The sequence below is a fragment of the Rhodococcus sp. S3 genome, from assembly GCF_058211795.1.
The window spans coordinates 1,574,683-1,591,197 of record NZ_CM177074.1 but is presented as its reverse complement, the minus strand read 5'-3'; the positions used below and the strand labels follow the sequence as shown (position 1 = coordinate 1,591,197).

Sequence of the window (16,515 nt, the reverse complement as noted above, 5' to 3'; positions counted from 1 at the left end):
TTCGCGCTCCCCAGCGCTCAGGCGATCCCCACCCGCGCGACGAAGCAGAGATCAGTCGTCGACTTCCACCCCGTACCGGCGTGCGAGGGCCGCGAGGTCGTCGTCGTATCCTTGCCCCACCGCGCGCAGCCGCCACTTGTCGGCTCGGCGGTAGATCTCGGTGAGCACCATGGTGCGTTCGGTGGTGCCGGCGTCGAGCACGAAGGTCGCGGCGGCGCCGGTCTCACTGTCGACCGCGACCGATACCGCGCCGAGTTCGCCGAAGGTGCGGTTGCCGTCGATGGCCGCGGCGATGGCGATGCGTTCGCATTCGTCGGGAAGCTCGGCGAGGTCGACACGGATGCAGTGCTCACTCGATCCGTCGATGGTCAGTTCGACGACGCCGTCGTCATAGAGCGGGTTGTTGTAGAAGACGAAATCGTCGTCGGTGTCGACCTTTTCGTCGGCGCCGAGCAGGAAGGCCACGACGTCGAGGTCGAACTCGTCGCCGGCCGTCTCGGCCTTCCACGCGACGTTCACGGCCCAGCGGTGGCTGTCGGTCGGCAGGTCGATCACCTCGCCGCGGGACAGCACCGGCGCCGTCAGCCACGACTCCACGCGCATGTGCGGGGGCACGACGCCCTTCTCCACCGCGGCATCGACGTCGTCCGGCCGGAGGACGGGCAGCTCGCGTGCCGCGACCCGCGCCATCCGCTTGTCGGCCTCTCCCCCTTCGAGGACCAGCACGTCGGTGACGGCGGCCGTGAAGTTGAGGGCCGGACGGGCACCGAGTTGGGTGAGACGCGAGCGCATCATGACCGCCTGCAGGTGCGTACCGCCGAGCAGCAGCACCTTGCGTCCGGTCCACAGCTTGGGCTTCTGCCCGGTCAGCGCCCGGACCGGGGGCGTCACCGCGACCTGCGGTTCCGGCGGCGGAATGATGTCGACGACCGTCGCGACCTTCGGTTCACCCGGTCGTACCCGTGTCAACAGGTCCTCGAGCTGCTGCTCGCTGATCACGGGAATGCCCTCGGCCATCGCCTTGCGGACCTTGGCCGTCTGCACCGTGGGGTCGTTGCACACCACGACGCTGCTCTGCTTGCTCGCATTGTTCATCACGTCGAGTCCGGCCTCGGTCAGCCGGTTCGCGAGCGCAACACGCGGCGTGACGGTGGAACCGCTGATCACGACCTTCATGCCCTGGACGAGGCCGTCGTCGCCGAGGCGACCCGGGTTCTTCCACTCGCACGCGACTCGCGGGACGGAGGCGGGATACACCGACTTGCGGCTGCGACAGTTGACGACGGGCAACGGCAACTGCAGGTTGTCGGCCATCGCGGCGCTGCGCAGGAAGATCTCCGACAGGACCCGCGCGTCGTCGTAGGCGTCGTGCTCCTGCAGCTGCTGGACCTGCCAGTGCTGCGCGAGCGTGGCAAGCCGGTAGTTGGGGACGTCGAGTTCGAGTCGGCGCGACAACGCGAGCGTGCACAGACGGTGCTCCGCCGGCAGCGACGTGCCGGCCCGACGGAACTCGGCGTCGAGGAATCCGTAGTCGAACGACGCGTTGTGGGCGACGATCGTGGCTCCGTCGAGAATCCCGGCCAGTTCACCGGCGATGTCCTCGAAGCGCGGCGACCCGGTGAGGCGCTCCCGCGTGAGGTTGTGGATGTGCACCGGTCCCGGGTCGCAGCCGGGGTCGACGAGGGTCGAGAACTCCTGCTCGACAGAGCCGTCCTCGCGCAACACAAGGGCGGCCACGCTCAGGACCCTGTGGGCGTTGGACCGCACACCCGAGGTTTCGACGTCGACCACCACCCATCGATGGTCGCGGGGCAACGTCACGGCGCCCTCCGCGGGTGCGTGCACTTCGATCACGTCATCCTCCGATCGCTTTCATCCCCCGACGAAAACCGACACGGTCGGACATTGTGGCCCTTGTTACCGACACTGTCGTCACCGCCCCGACACCGAGCCGATCCCGTAGGAGACGGTTGTCGTAGGCGTGTGCCACCATGGGCGCGATCGAAGCGAGAGGGAAGCTGTGTCGACTGCCGACCTGTACCGCCTGACGCGGCTGCGCGACCAGCATGCCGCGTGGACCTTGTTGCGGGCCGACAACGCCCCGGCTGTCCTCGGGATGCTGGGGCGGCATTTCGATCGGGGAACCCGGCGACTTCCTGCGCCCGAATTGTTCGCGCGCCTCGACGTAGATCTGCAGGAACTCCGCGACCAGGGATTCGATCTTCCACGCACCGGTCAGGCCTATTGCGCCGATTGGGTCCGCGCCGGATTTCTGCTGCGACGTGCCGATTCAGGTTCGCGCGAAGAGACGTTGGAGCCGACCGAGGCCACCTTCGCCGCACTGAATTTCGTCGCAGGACTGACGGCCGGCACCAGTTCCGTGACCGAATCGCGTTTGACTACGCTGTCGAGTCAGCTACAGGCCCTGGCGCGCGATTCGGATCCGCGGACGCAAACCCGTCTGGCGGCGCTGAGGGCGGAGCGCGACGCGCTCGATCGACAGATCGAGGCTGTGGAATCCGGCGACTTCCCTGTCCTCGACGGAGTTCGAGCTGTGGAACGTTCGGTCGAGATCCTGGCGTTGGCCGAGGAGGTCCCAGGAGATTTTGCACGCGTACGGGCCGAACTCGAAGGACTCAATCGCGAGTTGCGGGCACGGATCCTCGACGACGACGGCAACCGCGGCGACACCCTGGGCGAGGTCTTCCGAGGTGTCGATCTCATCGGCAGTTCGGACGCAGGGCGCAGCTTCACCGGCTTTTACGACATGATCATCGATCCGGAGCGGTCGTCTCAGCTCGACGAGTGGATCGAGGCGGTGTTGAGCCGCCCGTTCGCCCAGAGCCTGTCACCTGAGCAGCGTCACCGGTTCCGCTCGTTGCTCACCGAGATGGAGGAAGCCGGTAGTGAAGTCCATGCGACCATGACGTCACTGTCACGGTCGCTGCGGCATTTCGTGCAGTCCCGGCACTACGAAGAACACCGGCGGCTCCAGCGGTTGCTACGGTCGGCGCAGCAGCACGCTGTGCAGGCGGCACCACACCGTAAGCCCTACGACCTTCTCGATCTCGAGCTCGTGCGGATCGGCATGAGCATCGATTCCGTCGCAGCCCTGCAGTTGCACAATCCTGCCGACGATCTGGTGGCCGAACCGGTGGTCTCACGGCCGGCAGGTGCGCTGGATCTCGCCGATCTGCGGCGTATCGTCCGGGAATCGGAGATCGACATGGACGAGCTGTTCGACAATGTCGCGGCCACCCTCCGCACACACGGCAGCGCGACGATCGGGGACGTGCTGCGTGAGTATCCGGCCACACAAGGTTTGGCGACCGCCGTCGGTTTGCTGGTTCTCGCCGTCGAGCACGGAAGCCGCATGCCGGGTACGGAGGAGATCCGCTGGAGCTCCCCTTCCGGCTCCGAACGGGTGGCTACGGTACGTCGTCACCTGTTCGACCCCACCGATCCGGCATTCGCCGACCGACGACGGGACACGTGATGACCGATTCGACGGCCGGGCTGTATTCCGGCGACACCGGCGAGCTCGAACTCGACACCCGCCGCGCACTGGTCCAGCTTCTCAAGGGGCCGCTCATCACCGCGAGCAAGCACCCGGAGGTGTGGCGGACGGTGATTCGCGACGAACGGGTGTTGCGTTCGCGTTTGGCCGACGTCTTCCTCGATCTCGTCGTCGATGAAGACGAACAATCGGCGTTCACGCGTCCCGCGGAGACCGGAGAGCACCGGACACCTGCAGTGTTGCGCACCGAACGGCTGACGTTCATGGACACTGTGATGGTGTTGTCGTTGCGACAACTGCTTCTTCGAGCTCAACCTGGTGAGCGAGTGATCGTCGATTTCGACGAGGTGATCGAGCAGTTGGAGATGTACCGAGCGGCCACCAGCACGGATCCGGCCGGTTTCCGGCGCAGAGTGAATTCTTCGTGGGAGAAGATGAAGAAGTACAGCCTACTCGCGCCGACGTCCACGGAGGGGCGGATGGAGGTCTCACCGGTGTTGCGGCAATTGTTCGACGCCGATCAGGTCGCGGCGGTAGAAGCGGAGTTCCGCCGCATCGTCGCCGAGGATCAGCCGTGACGGTCGCCCCGGTCCCCCCGTCCCAGTTCCGACTCGCCCGCGTGCAGGTGGTCAATTGGGGAACCTTCCACGGTCACCACGACATTCCGATTGCGCGCAAGGGATTCCTGATCACAGGCGCGTCGGGGTCCGGAAAGTCCACTCTCATCGATGCGATCTCCACGGTGCTCATGCCGGGCGGCAGCGTCCGGTTCAATGCGGCCGCTCAGGAATCCGTCAGTGGATCCGGCCGCAATTTCGTGAGCTATATCCGTGGAGCGTGGCGGCGTGAGGCCGATGCCGACACCGACTCGTTGACTGCTTCCTATCTGCGCACCGGCGCCACGTGGAGCGGGGTCGCATTGACCTATGACACAGGTGATGGTGCCGCGCCCGTCACGCTCGTCAAACTCATGCATCTGAGGCGTGCGGCCAACGCCAACAGCGACGTCTCCCATCTGCACCTGATCCTCGATTCCGATCTCGATCTGACCGATCTCGAACCGTTCGCCGCTCGTGGGATCGACACTCGCGGTATCCGCAAGCGCTGGCCCGATGCCACCGTCAATCCCGGCTACGCACCGTTCGCTCGCGCATTCCGCGCAAAGCTCGGGATCTCGTCGGAAGGAGCACAACGGCTGTTGCATCGCACACTGTCGGCAAAGAGTCTGAGCAGTCTCGATCAGTTGCTCCGCGACTACATGCTCGACGAGCCCGATACATTCGCGATGGCCGATCGCGCCACCACACAGTTCCGCGATCTGCGCGAGGCGCATCGCATCGTTGTCGACGCGCGGCAACAGGTCGAGACCCTCGACCCACTCGTCGGACTCGCCGACGCTCGGTGCCGGGGTCTGCGGCAACAGTGCGAACTGCAGGAGGAGAACGACCACCTCGACGCGGTTCACGCGAAGATCACGATCGATCTGCTGCGGGATAAGGTCGACGAAGCCCGAGCACAGACCGGACTGTTGCAGACCGCTGTCGACAAGACCGCTGCCGAAGCCGACCGCGCCGCCGAACGTACCCTCGATCTCCGAGTGCGACTCGAAACCGCAGATGGTGGCCGGTTGTCCACTCTGCGGCTGCAGCGCGACGCAGCAGAAGCCGACCTGAATCGAATCATCCAGTCACGGAGCAAATTCGATACGCTACTCGAATCATGGGACGCGCAGGCACCGGCTTCCGCCGAAGATTTCGTGCATCTCCAGGCACAGATCGAAACCGAACTGAGAGAGCTCGACGCGACAGCGGGTACACGCAGGGACGACGTGTACGGGGTGGTGCGGACACTCGGCTCACTACGCTCGGACCACAGGCAACTCCTCGCCGATCGGAAGATGCTCGCCGCCAGGCGCTCCAACCTCGATCCCGCCCTGCTACGGGTACGCGAACTGGTGTGCGCCGCGACCGGCCTCAGCGAGGATGTACTGCACTTCGCCGGCGAACTCATCGAGGTGCGATCCGAGTACGCCGACTGGACGGGCCCCATCGAGCGCGTTCTCGGCGGGTTCGCCCGCACCCTGTTGGTTCCCGACGAGCATTATTCGCGTGTCGCAGCAGCGGTGGACGAAGAACATCTCGGTGCACGGCTGGTGTACCGGCGGGTACGTACCCTGTCCGGCCGACCCGCCACGCCGGCCACCCGCGAGGATTCGCTGGTCCGAAAGCTCGAGTTGCGTCCGGGGCCGCTCGTGGAATGGCTCCGGCACCATCTCGCCGAGCGGTTCGACTACGCATGCGTAGCAACCTACGACGAATTGCGCAGTGTGCCACGCGGTGTGACTCTCGCCGGTCAAGTCCGACACGGCGGCGACCGATACGAGAAGGACGATCGACACCGCATCGGCGACCGCAGTCGGTGGGTGCTCGGTTTCGACAACGAAGCCAAGCTCTCCGATCTGCGACGCCGTATCACCCGGGTCGAATCCGAGATCGCCGGCCTGCAGCACCGTCAGGAGCTGCTCGAGCAGGCAGAGGCTACGATCCAGCATCGTCGCCGTGCGGCGGAAACCATCCGTGAAACCACGTGGGCAGAGATCGATGTCATCGCGGCCGAGGCGATGGTGGACTCCATCGTCGAGCGGATCGCGGGGTGGATGCAGCGCAATACCGAGTACGCTTCGCTGACCACGGAGCTTGCTCGCGCGGAGAGTGAGGAGAAGGCCGCTCGTACAGCACATGCGACCGCCACGGCCGGGCTCGAACGCCACCGAGACGACCTGTTGCAGATGCAGACACGACTCGTGGAGGCGGAGGAACACGCCGATTTCTCTGTTCCAGAAGAGGCCGGCGCGCGCATTCGCGCCCGATTCGATGCTGCTGCACGCCGCCTCACGGTCGAGAACATCGACCGCCTCCTGCACACCGTCGGCCGCTCGATCACGAACGAGCTCCGCGAGGTACTCACCCGAATCACGGATGCGGAACGGCGCATCACCGCGATCCTCACCGCCTATCTCGCTGAATGGGAGTCACGCCGCGCCGAGATGCGCTCCGACGCCGAGTACATCGACGATGCTCTCACCGTTCTCGCTCAGTTGCGCAACGACAACCTGCCGGCTCATGAGGACGAGTTCTTCCGACTGCTCAATGAGCAGTCGACCCGAAATATCGGCGAGCTCGCCCGTGCGATCCGCAGAGCACCGGGGGAGATCCGTTCGCGCATCGAACCGGTGAACGAGTCGCTCCAGCGGTCCCCTTTCGACACCGATCGAGTTCTGCGAATCGATGTGAAGGATCGACGTTCTCCTGCCGCTTCCGACTTTCTGGCGGACTTGCAACGGATCGTCAGTGGTTCGTTCTCAGAAGAAGATCGAACGGCGGCCGAGCAGCGATTCGGGCAGATGGAAGCGATACTCGAACGTCTCGATTCCGGCGAGCCTGCCGATCGACGCTGGCGGCAGTTGATGCTCGACACCCGGATGCACGTCGGTTTCGTCGGAGTGGAGGTCGATTCGGAGGGCGCCGACGTGAACTTCCACGATTCGAGTTCCGGCTTGTCCGGGGGACAAGCCCAGAAGCTGGTGTTCTTCTGCCTTGCCGCGGCCCTGCGTTATCAGCTCGCGGCTTCCGGTGAGGATCTGCCCCGCTACGGCACCGTCATTCTCGACGAGGCGTTCGACCGTGCAGATCCCGCGTACACGCGGCGAGCACTCGACGTGTTCACCCGATTCGGTTTCCATATGGTGCTCGCGACGCCGCTGAAGTTGTTGCAGACTCTCGATGATTACATCGACGGTGTCGCGGCCGTCGGCATCACGGACAAGAAGTACTCGCACTTGGCCTTGCTTCCGATCCGCAGTAACGAGAAGGATTCCCGCGGATGAGCGCGGTGTGCGTGCCACCGTCCACTGTGGCTACCAGGGCAGCAACGGCCTACCGTAGTCGTCGCAGTAAATGGGTGGCCGACCCTGTTGCGGCCGAGTCGGATTCGTTGTCGATCGCGTTGCACCCTCCCACGGAACGACAGGTCGCCGAAGACCCCGACGCTGTGATCGCATGGGTTCGCGTCTGGCAGACGCGGCGTGGGATCGGTCGGGTGCACTGGGAGTCGCGTCGTTGGCCCAGTTTCGGAACGCAGGATGTGCCGGTGCGGATCGTGTTCACAGGCCCCGGTGAGATTGCTGCCGCGGCAGGCCACACGTCCGAGTGGCACACTCTCACCGCGAGGCGGATGCAGTTGGTCGAGGCCCTGTCACCGGGCACTGCCGCGCTTCCCGGCGCGATCGCGTCGAGCCTTTCACGGTGGCTCCAGTTCGACGAAGCGGACTTCACACGACTCGTCGGCGTGGTCCGATGGCTGGCAGACCACCCGGCTTCGGGGCTGTTCATTCGGCAGCTGCCGGTACCCGGTGTCGATACCAAGTGGATTTCGCGTCATCGCGGACTGGTCGAGTTGCTTCTGGAAGGCGCCATCGGACGCCGCGACCTCGGTGTTCGTTCGGTGCCGCGGCTGTGCCACGTTGCTGTCTGCGATCGCACAGCGCTCCCCTCGATGCCGAAGCATTTCGCGGCGCCGCTGGACGAGCTCGCCGCGTTGCCGCTCCGCACTGAACGCATACTGGTTCTCGAGAACAAGGAGGGTCTCCATGCGCTGCCGCATCTGCCGGGCACCGTTGCCGTACACGGCAGCGGCTACGCAGTGCACGAACTGACCGCAATACCCTGGCTCGCCGACTCGGATGTCGTCTACTGGGGTGATCTCGACACGCACGGCTTCGCGATTCTCGACCGCTTCCGCGCGCACCTACCTGACGTGCGCAGTTTCCTCATGGATCTCCACACCCTGGAAGCCTGGACCGCTCTCGCGGTACCCGAACCGTCCCCCAGCTCGCACGTACCGGCACGACTGACGCCGTCGGAAGCCGAGGTCTTCACGCGACTACGCGAGGAAGGACTCCGCCTCGAGCAGGAGCGGATCCCGTGGCCACACGTGATGGAGGAACTTGCACGCTCTTTCGGTGGCAAGATCGGACATCGCCGAGGCTCGACCACGGTGGACCCGACCGCACTCGGAAGAGGAACCTCATGACCGAACCGGCCCCCCGCGCACCCTTCGAGACCGTGGCGCAACTGACCGTCGAGGAGAAAGCGTCGCTCATGAGCGGCCTCGACTTCTGGCACACCGAACCCGTTCCGCGCGCGGACATTCCCTCGGTCATGCTCACCGACGGTCCGCACGGCGTGCGCAAGCAGACCGCGGCGGGCGATCATCTCGGCTTGAACTCGTCCGTCCCCGCGACCTGCTTCCCGCCCGCCGTCGCGCTGGGATGTTCCTTCGATCCGGAGCTGGTCGAACGGGTCGGCGCAGCACTGGGCGCGGAGGCCACGGCGCTGCAGGTCGCCGTTCTGCTCGGGCCCGGCATCAACATCAAACGCTCGCCACTGTGCGGGCGGAACTTCGAGTATCTGTCGGAGGACCCGCTGATCTCCGGTGTCCTGGGCGCCGCGCTCGTGCGCGGCCTGCAGTCGCAGGGCGTCGGTGCTTCGCTCAAGCACTTCGCGGCGAACAATCAGGAGACCGACCGGATGCGGGTCTCCGCCGACGTCGACCCGCGGCCACTGCGGGAGATCTATCTGCGGGCCTTCGAGCGGGTCGTGCGCGACGCGCAGCCGTGGACGGTGATGTGCTCGTACAACCGGATCAACGGGGTGTACTCGTCCCGTAACCCGTGGCTGCTCACCGACGTCCTGCGCGGCGAGTGGGGTTTCGAGGGTCTGGTGGTGAGCGACTGGGGTGCTGTCGACGACCGCGTCGCGTCCCTCGCGGCAGGTCTGGATCTCGAGATGCCGTCCACAGGAGGTCGTACGGACGCCGAGATCGTCGCGGCGGTACGGGCGGGCACGGTCGACGAATCGGTCCTCGACACGGCAGCCGCGCGGGTGATCGAACTGGTGCAGAAGGCCGTCGCTGCGTCCGATCCCGGCGCGACCTTCGACGCCGATGCCCATCACGCCCTCGCACGCGAGGTGGCCGCGCAGAGCATCGTGCTGCTCCGCAACGAGAACGACCTGCTCCCCCTCGCCACCGACGCGAACATCGCGGTGATCGGCGAACTGGCCCGTACTCCGCGTTACCAGGGTGCCGGCTCGTCGCGCATCGAACCGACGCGCCTCGACAACGCGCTCGACGAGATGCGCTTGCTGTCCGGTCGCGACGTGCCCTTCGCTGCCGGATATGCACTCGACGGATCGGACTCGGCCGCACTCGTCGAGGAAGCAGTCGCGCTCGCCGGAAAGGCGGAGATCGCGGTCGTCTTCCTGGGTGTGCCCGCCGAACTCGAATCCGAGGGCTTCGACCGCGACGACCTCGAACTCCCACACAGCCAGATCGCGCTGCTCGACGCGGTACTGGTGGCGAATCCGAACGTCGTCGTCGTGTTGTCGAACGGTGGTGTCGTGCGGCTGAGCGGCTTCGCCCACCGTGTTCCGGCGATCGTCGAAGGATGGCTGCTCGGGCAGGCCGGTGGCGGTGCGGTCGCCGACGTCCTCTACGGTCGGGTGAATCCCAGCGGTCGTCTCGCGGAGACCGTTCCGATCCGTCTCGAGGACACCCCGGCACACACGAACTTCCCGGGCGAGCACGGCCACGTACGGTACGGCGAAGGGCTGTTCGTCGGATACCGCTCGTACGACGCGCGTCGCCTCGAGGTCTCGTTCCCGTTCGGCCACGGCCTGTCGTACACGACGTTCGAATACGCCGACGCCGCAGTGGACTCCGATGGCGATCTCACGGTGCACGTCACCGTCACCAACATCGGTGAGCGTGCGGGTGCCGAGGTCGTGCAGGTCTACGTCGGTGTGCCCGACTCCTCGGTTGCGCGGGCACCACGAGAGCTGAAGGGATTCACCAAGGTCCGTCTGGATCCCGGTGAATCGCAGCTGGTCGCCGTGCATGTGCGACGCGACGACCTCGCCTACTGGGACACCCGCGTCGATTCCTGGGTGGTCGAAGGTGGCACGTACAGCCTCGAGATCGGCGCATCGAGTCGCGACATCCGGCAGACGCTCACCGTCGACGTGGAGGGCGACTCGGTGCGGATTCCGCTGACGATGGAATCGTCTCTCGGAGAACTGTTCCAGAACCCCGAGGCCGCCGAGATCGTCCTGCAGGCGTTCGGTTCGATGGGTGGCGACGTCGGGGTCGACGAGAGTGTTCTGAAGATGGCGGCGTCGATGCCGCTCGGTCGTCTCGCCGGGTTTGCTCCTGGGGTCGAGCCGGAGCAGATCCAGCAGCTTCTCGATATCGCCGACCAGCAGGAATGAGCGTCACGACCCGGCCGTGAGGAGTACTTTCAGCGCGCCGGTCTCGCCGGCACGGGAGAACACGTCGTAGGCCTGTTCGAACTCGTCGAGCGCGAACCGGTGCGTGATCATCGGTGACGTGTCGAGCTGACCACTGCTCACGAGACCGATCAGGGTGGGCGTCGAGTAGGTGTCGACCAGGCCGGTGGTGATCGTCAGGTTCTTGATCCAGATGTCCTCGAGGTGCAACGTCGCGGGCTTACCGTGCACGCCGATGTTCGCGACGTGTCCGCACGGCCTGACGAGCGCGACCGCCTGCTCGAACGTTTCGGGATAGCCGACGGCCTCCACGGTGACATCGGCGCCGAGACCTCCCGTGAGATCTCGGACGACGGCCGCCGCGTCCTCGCGACCGCTGTTGACCACGACGTTAGCCCCGAACGCCTTCGCCGCGTCGAGGCGACTGTCGGCGAGGTCGACGGCGACGATGCGGCTCGGGCTGAACAGTCGTGCGGCGAGGATCGCGGCGAGTCCGATGGGTCCGGCTCCGATGACGACGACGACGTCGGCCGGTCGAAGACAGCCGTTGAGTACGCCGACCTCGTAGGAGGTGGGCAGAATGTCGGCGAGCATGAGCATCTGCTCGTCGCTCACGCCGTCGGGAATGCGGTGGGTCGAATTGTCGGCGTACGGAACTCGGACCAGTTCGGCCTGGGTGCCGTCGATCAGGTGCCCGAGGATCCAGCCGCCGCCTCCGAGGCACTGCCCGTACCGGCTCTCGCGACAGAAGCGGCACGTACCGCACGCGGTGATACACGAGACGAGCACTCGGTCGCCGGGAGCGAGTGTCTGCACTCCGTCCCCCACCTCGACCACGGTGCCGACGGCCTCGTGGCCGAGGATCCGGCCGTCGGTCACCTCGGGCACATCCCCTCCGAGGATGTGCAGGTCGGTGCCGCAGATGGTGACCGCGTCGACCCGCACCATCGCGTCGTTACTGTCCTGGATGGTTGCGTCGGGAACGTCCTCCCAGGATCGCTTCCCCGGCCCGTGGAACACCAGTGCCTTCATGATCTGACCCCCGTACACGGATTCGGCCCTGTTCCAAGGATGACATGAGGGACACTGCGATCGGAATCGTTCGGAGGGGGTGAAAAATTCACCTCGACAGCGGGACATGTCCGGATTCGTGACACCACCACAGAGTCCCCTGCTCTTTCGGGGACCACCGATCCCGAAAGCAGACGATCGATGAAGACACTCGCAACCTCACTCGTGGCTGTGGTCGTACTGGCCGCTGCGGCGTGCAGTTCCGATACCACCGAGCCCGAACCCACACCGTCGCCGACCTCCTCCGATCAAGCTCAGCCCGAGTACGTGGCCGAGCTGGAATCGACCGTCGAGCAGTTGATGCGCGACAACGCCATTCCCGGCGCGGTGGTCCAGATCAGCTCCCCCGACCGCGGCGACTGGACCGGCACGTTCGGCACGTCCGCCCTCGACACCGACGATCCGATCTCCGCCGACGATCATTTCCGGATCGGGAGCAACACGAAGACGATGACGGTCACCGCCATCCTGCAGCTGGTGCAGGAAGGTCGCCTGTCGCTCGACGACCCGATATCTAAGTACATCGACGGTGTCCCGAACGGCGACACCATCACCCTCGCGCAGCTCGCCGAGATGCGGAGCGGCCTGTACAGCTACACCTTCGATCCGGATTTCAACGCGACACTCGACCGCGAACCCGAGAAGGTGTGGACGCAGGAGGAACTGCTGCAGATCGCGTTCGCCCAGCCGGTGAGCTTCTCGCCCGGCGAACAGTTCGAATACAGCAACACCAATACGGTGCTCCTCGGACTCGTCGTGGAGGAACTGACCGGCATGCCGGTCGCCGAGGCGTTCGACGAGCGGATCTTCGCTCCGCTCGGATTGGCGAACACCTCGTTCCCGGCGATCGAGGATTCCTCGATCCCGGATCCGCATCCGCGGGGCTACATGTTCGGCACCAACGTCTCCACCATCGATACCTTCGAACTGCCGGACGACCAGCAGGCCGCAGCGGTCGCCGGAACACTGAAGCCGAATGACGTGACCGACGACAATCCCTCCTGGGCGTGGACCGCGGGCGCCGCGATCTCCACCGTCGACGACATGACCACTTATGTGAAGGCACTGGTCGGCGGCGGTCTGCTCGATGAGCAGATGCAGAATACCCGGCTCGACAGCGTGCAGTCGGTGGGCGGGGGAACCGCCGGATACGGACTCGGCATGGCGCAGTTCGGTCCCCTGCTCGGGCACGACGGTCAGCTTCCCGGCTTCATGACCTTCATGGGACACGACCCCGACACCGACCTGACGATCGTCATCGCCACGAATCTGTCGACGGTGCCCTCGGGTGAAGGTTCGGCGCTGACCCTCGTCAAGGGCATCCTGCCGATCTTCTACGGCTCCGATTATCAGGCGCCGAGCGATCCGGTACGCGCTCCCGGAGCGGAGGAAAGCACTCCCGTGCCGACGCCGGGAGGCTGATCGTACCGGCGTCCGGTGGGCGAGCACGGCCGCGTCACGTGGTTGTCCACAGGCATTCGTGTTCTCCACAGACCGAGGCGATCGGGGTGCGACGGCCCCGGATCGGGTCCGGCCGTGCCCGAAGATCGGGTCCATGACCCGACAGGTGTGGACGAGGGCGATGCTCGCCGAGGCCGGCATATCGGATCGTGCGGTGCGCACACGGCTCCGGCACGGCGGGCTCGTCAGGATCGCTCGCGGCACGTACATGACACGAGAGGACGTCGACGCCCTCGGCCCCGTGGGAGTTCATCTCGCCCGGGCACGCCTCGTCGGCTCCCGCTTCGACGCCGACGAGGCGCTCAGTCATGTGACGGCCGCGGTCGTCCACGGCCTCGACGTGTGGGACGCGCCGCTGAGACGGATCCACGTCACGCGCCCACCGACGCGCAGCTGCCGGGTGAGCGACGACCTGCACATCCACACCTCCGACCTGGACGGCGACGTCGTCGACGTGGACGGTCTCCGCGTCACGTCGCTCGCTCGTACCGTCGTCGACGTCGCGCGCACACTGACGCGTCCACGTGCTCTCGTCATCGGCGACGCCGCGTTGCGCGCGGAACCGACGGCGCATCTCGACCTGCCCCGGATCCTTGCTGCATGTCGAGGTAGGACCGGGATCGTCGCGGCGGAGTCGGTCGCGCGCCTCGTCGACGGCCGGAGCGAGAGTGTCGGGGAGTCGCTGTCGCGGCTGCACATGATCGAGGCGGGTCTACCGATGCCCGACCTGCAGCACGAGATCGTCGTTCGTGACGGACGCCGGTACCGCGTGGACTTCTTGTGGCGCGAACTCAGCATCGTCGGCGAGTTCGACGGTGCCGGAAAGTACACCGAGCGCCACCATCTGCTCGCTGAGAAGGAGCGCGAGGATGCGCTACGGGATCTCGGGCTGGAGGTGATCCGCTGGAACTGGGCGGAGCTGTCGCGATTCCACGTCGTCGTCGATCGGTTCGAGCGCGCACGTCGTCAGCAGCAGGCACGTCGGGCTGCTCTGGAGCGCGAAACGGTCATCGGTGCGCTCTACAACCCGCTCCGATGACCGGTTCGCGCTCTGTTACACCGCCTTCAGACCGAGCGAGTCGCGCAGGGTCGACCCGGGGTATTCGGTCCGGAACAGGCCGCGGCGCTGCAGTTCCGGGACCACGAGGTCGACGAAGTCGTCGAGGGAATCCGGATAGGCGGGACACATCAGGTTGAAACCGTCGCAGGCACCCGCGCTGAACCATTCCTCGATGCTGTCGGCGACGGATTCGGGGGTGCCGATCATCGTCGCGTGACCACCACCCGCGGCAAGGTAACCGAGCAGCTCGCGCAAGGTCGGGCGACGGGTCTCGATGATGCGCTGCACCGTCGCATAGCGGCCCTGCGGCCCGCTGAACTCCTCGATGGGCGGCAGGTCTCCGACGGGAGCGTCGAGATCGTGGCGCGTGTAGTCCTGACCGGTGAAGACTCCGAGTTGGGCGAGAGCGGCGTCGATGTCGAGCAGAGCGTCGAGTTCCGCCTTCTTCGCCCACGCTTCGTCTTCGGTGCGGCCGACGTAGGTCACGAGCCCCGGCAGGATGGCGACCGAACCGGCGTCCCTGCCGACGGAGGCGATGCGTGCACGCAGGTCGGTGGCGTACTCGAGCGCCGCGGTCATGTCCCACGCGACCGAGTAGACGGCCTCGGCGTGACGGGCCGCGAGGTTGCGGCCGGTCTCCGATGCTCCGGCCTGGAACAGCACGGGTCGGCCCTGCGGGCACCGCGGCACGGTCAGGGGACCGTCGACGCGGAAGTGCTTGCCCCGGTGATGGATCGGACGGATTGCGTCGGAGTCCAGGAACCTGCCGCCGGCCCGGTCGACGAGGATACCGCCATCGTCCCACGAATCCCACAGTGCGCACAGCACTTCGATGAACTCCTCCGCCCGGGCATATCGTTCCGCGTGCGGCGGGAGCGCGTCGAATCCGTGGTTGCGCGCTTCGTCGTCGAACATCGAGGTGACGATGTTGGCTCCTACGCGGCCACCACTGATGTGGCCGAGCGAGGCCAGCATCCGTGCCGCGTGGAACGGCGTGAAGAAGCTTGCCGAGACGGTGGTGACCAGACCGATGTGCTCGGTCGCGCGCGCCATGGCCGCCAGCGCGGTGAGGGGTTCGAGGAACCAGGTGGTGCCCGCCGTGTACTTCGGGTTGACGCTGTGACCGTCCGCGAAGAACACGGCGTCGAGGCGTCCTCGTTCGGCGGTGCGGGCAAGCTCCTCGAAATATGTGATGTCGCCGATGCGTTCGGCGGCGGAGCCTGGATGGCGCCATGCCGCAGAGTGGTGCCCGACGCCGTAGAGGAAGGCGTTGAGGTGGAGGGTGCGTGGTCCGGGCATCAGTTCATCACCAGTCCCCCGTCGACCACCAGGTTCTGCCCGGTGACGGCCCGCGACCAGTCGGATGCGAAGAACAGCACCGCGGCCGCGAAATCCTCGGGGGTGGTGACCTTCCGCAGCGGCGTCGACGACGCGATGAGGTCGAACACCGCCTCCGGCGTCGCCGACGATGCGTCGGTCGTGCGCAGCAGACCACCGGAGACCATGTTGACGCGGATCCCGTCGGGGCCGAGGTCGGCGGCGAAGGTGCGGGTCAGCGACAGCAGCGCGGCCTTGGCGGCGGTGTAGTCGTGGTACGGGACCACCGGATGCTGGAACAGATTGGTGCCGATGTTGACGACGCTGCCGCCGCCGGCTTCCCGCATGCCCGGCAGCGCGGCCTGGATGACGTTGACGGCACCACCGACGACCCCGTCGAACTGGGCACCGAATTCGGCGTATCCGATCTCGTCGGCCTTGGCGCGGGCGTCGCCGTTGAACGAGAAGTCGGGCAGGGCGTTGTTGACGACCGTGGTGACGGGTCGCCCGAAGTGCTCGCGGGCCCGCGCGAACAGCGACTCGACCTCGGCGCGGTCGGTGACATCGGCCTTCAGAGCGACGGCCCGCTCGGGTCCGATCTTGTCGGCCAGTTCGTGCGCGCTCTCGCCGCTGCGCCGGTAATCGAGAACGACGGCGGCTCCTTCGTCGGCGAACGCCTGCGCGATGCTGTGGCCGAGGCCGCGACCGGCACCGGTGACGAGGACGATCCGGTTCTGCAGTGACAT

Annotated in this window: 11 protein-coding genes; 7 read left to right on the top strand and 4 right to left on the bottom strand. The window is 66.1% G+C overall.

Going from position 1 to position 16,515, the window contains the following annotated elements; all coding sequences use genetic code 11:
- Window positions 1-51: 51 nt before the first annotated feature.
- Complete coding sequence (locus AC0LPE_RS07435; RefSeq protein ID WP_490605926.1) at window positions 52-1,854, bottom strand: TerD family protein; 1,803 nt, start codon at window positions 1,852-1,854, stop codon at window positions 52-54.
- Between the two features lie 166 nt (window positions 1,855-2,020).
- Here AC0LPE_RS07435 and AC0LPE_RS07430 point away from each other — a divergent pair, with 166 nt between their 5' ends.
- From AC0LPE_RS07430 to AC0LPE_RS07410, 5 genes are read left to right on the top strand one after another with little or no spacing between them, the layout of a single operon-like run.
- On the top strand, window positions 2,021-3,496 hold the full coding sequence (locus AC0LPE_RS07430; protein WP_085470357.1) for a DUF3375 domain-containing protein: 1,476 nt from the start codon (window positions 2,021-2,023) through the stop codon (window positions 3,494-3,496).
- Window positions 3,496-4,095, top strand: coding sequence for a DUF4194 domain-containing protein (locus AC0LPE_RS07425; RefSeq protein WP_490605925.1), 600 nt, complete (start codon window positions 3,496-3,498; stop codon window positions 4,093-4,095). Before AC0LPE_RS07430 ends, AC0LPE_RS07425 begins: the two co-directional genes overlap by 1 nt.
- Complete coding sequence (locus tag AC0LPE_RS07420) at window positions 4,092-7,403, top strand: ATP-binding protein (RefSeq protein ID WP_490605924.1); 3,312 nt, start codon at window positions 4,092-4,094, stop codon at window positions 7,401-7,403. Before AC0LPE_RS07425 ends, AC0LPE_RS07420 begins: the two co-directional genes overlap by 4 nt.
- Window positions 7,400-8,608: a DUF3322 domain-containing protein gene (locus AC0LPE_RS07415; RefSeq protein WP_301850403.1), complete on the top strand. Its 1,209-nt coding sequence runs from the start codon at window positions 7,400-7,402 to the stop codon at window positions 8,606-8,608. Before AC0LPE_RS07420 ends, AC0LPE_RS07415 begins: the two co-directional genes overlap by 4 nt.
- A complete protein-coding gene (locus AC0LPE_RS07410; protein ID WP_490605923.1) occupies window positions 8,605-10,842 on the top strand; it encodes a glycoside hydrolase family 3 C-terminal domain-containing protein in 2,238 nt (745 codons plus the stop codon). The genes AC0LPE_RS07415 and AC0LPE_RS07410 overlap by 4 nt, the downstream gene beginning before the upstream one ends.
- A 3-nt stretch (window positions 10,843-10,845) precedes the next feature.
- On the opposite strand, the gene AC0LPE_RS07405 is transcribed toward AC0LPE_RS07410, so the two are convergent.
- Window positions 10,846-11,892 (bottom strand): zinc-dependent alcohol dehydrogenase family protein, encoded by a 1,047-nt coding sequence (locus tag AC0LPE_RS07405; RefSeq protein ID WP_490605922.1) that lies wholly within the window; start codon window positions 11,890-11,892, stop codon window positions 10,846-10,848.
- Window positions 11,893-12,072: 180 nt separating this feature from the next.
- Here AC0LPE_RS07405 and AC0LPE_RS07400 point away from each other — a divergent pair, with 180 nt between their 5' ends.
- Together AC0LPE_RS07400 and AC0LPE_RS07395 are read left to right on the top strand one after the other, a co-directional pair.
- Entirely contained in the window at window positions 12,073-13,353 is a 1,281-nt protein-coding gene (locus tag AC0LPE_RS07400; RefSeq protein ID WP_490605921.1) for a serine hydrolase domain-containing protein, read from the top strand.
- A 133-nt stretch (window positions 13,354-13,486) separates the two neighbouring features.
- The gene (locus tag AC0LPE_RS07395) at window positions 13,487-14,431 is read left to right on the top strand and encodes a type IV toxin-antitoxin system AbiEi family antitoxin domain-containing protein (protein ID WP_490605920.1); all 945 of its coding nucleotides are present in this window, start codon (window positions 13,487-13,489) and stop codon (window positions 14,429-14,431) included.
- A 15-nt stretch (window positions 14,432-14,446) separates the two neighbouring features.
- Here the strand turns inward: AC0LPE_RS07395 and AC0LPE_RS07390 are convergent, their stop codons facing one another.
- Together AC0LPE_RS07390 and AC0LPE_RS07385 are read right to left on the bottom strand one after the other, a co-directional pair.
- Window positions 14,447-15,751, bottom strand: a complete 1,305-nt coding sequence (locus AC0LPE_RS07390; RefSeq protein ID WP_490605919.1) for an LLM class flavin-dependent oxidoreductase — start codon at window positions 15,749-15,751, stop codon at window positions 14,447-14,449.
- On the bottom strand, window positions 15,751-16,515 hold the full coding sequence (locus AC0LPE_RS07385; protein ID WP_016933873.1) for a 3-oxoacyl-ACP reductase: 765 nt from the start codon (window positions 16,513-16,515) through the stop codon (window positions 15,751-15,753). The genes AC0LPE_RS07390 and AC0LPE_RS07385 overlap by 1 nt, the downstream gene beginning before the upstream one ends.

What these genes read in the sequence shown, in the direction of transcription:
- AC0LPE_RS07400 (WP_490605921.1), top strand. Translation starts at nt 12,073, where the DNA reads ATGAAGACACTCGCAACCTCACTCGTGGCTGTGGTCGTACTGGCCGCT.
- AC0LPE_RS07395 (WP_490605920.1), top strand. Translation starts at nt 13,487, where the DNA reads ATGACCCGACAGGTGTGGACGAGGGCGATGCTCGCCGAGGCCGGCATA.
- AC0LPE_RS07410 (WP_490605923.1), top strand. Translation starts at nt 8,605, where the DNA reads ATGACCGAACCGGCCCCCCGCGCACCCTTCGAGACCGTGGCGCAACTG.
- AC0LPE_RS07415 (WP_301850403.1), top strand. Translation starts at nt 7,400, where the DNA reads ATGAGCGCGGTGTGCGTGCCACCGTCCACTGTGGCTACCAGGGCAGCA.
- AC0LPE_RS07390 (WP_490605919.1), bottom strand. Translation starts at nt 15,751, where the DNA reads ATGCCCGGACCACGCACCCTCCACCTCAACGCCTTCCTCTACGGCGTC.
- AC0LPE_RS07385 (WP_016933873.1), bottom strand. Translation starts at nt 16,515, where the DNA reads ATGTCACTGCAGAACCGGATCGTCCTCGTCACCGGTGCCGGTCGCGGC.
- AC0LPE_RS07425 (WP_490605925.1), top strand. Translation starts at nt 3,496, where the DNA reads ATGACCGATTCGACGGCCGGGCTGTATTCCGGCGACACCGGCGAGCTC.
- AC0LPE_RS07405 (WP_490605922.1), bottom strand. Translation starts at nt 11,892, where the DNA reads ATGAAGGCACTGGTGTTCCACGGGCCGGGGAAGCGATCCTGGGAGGAC.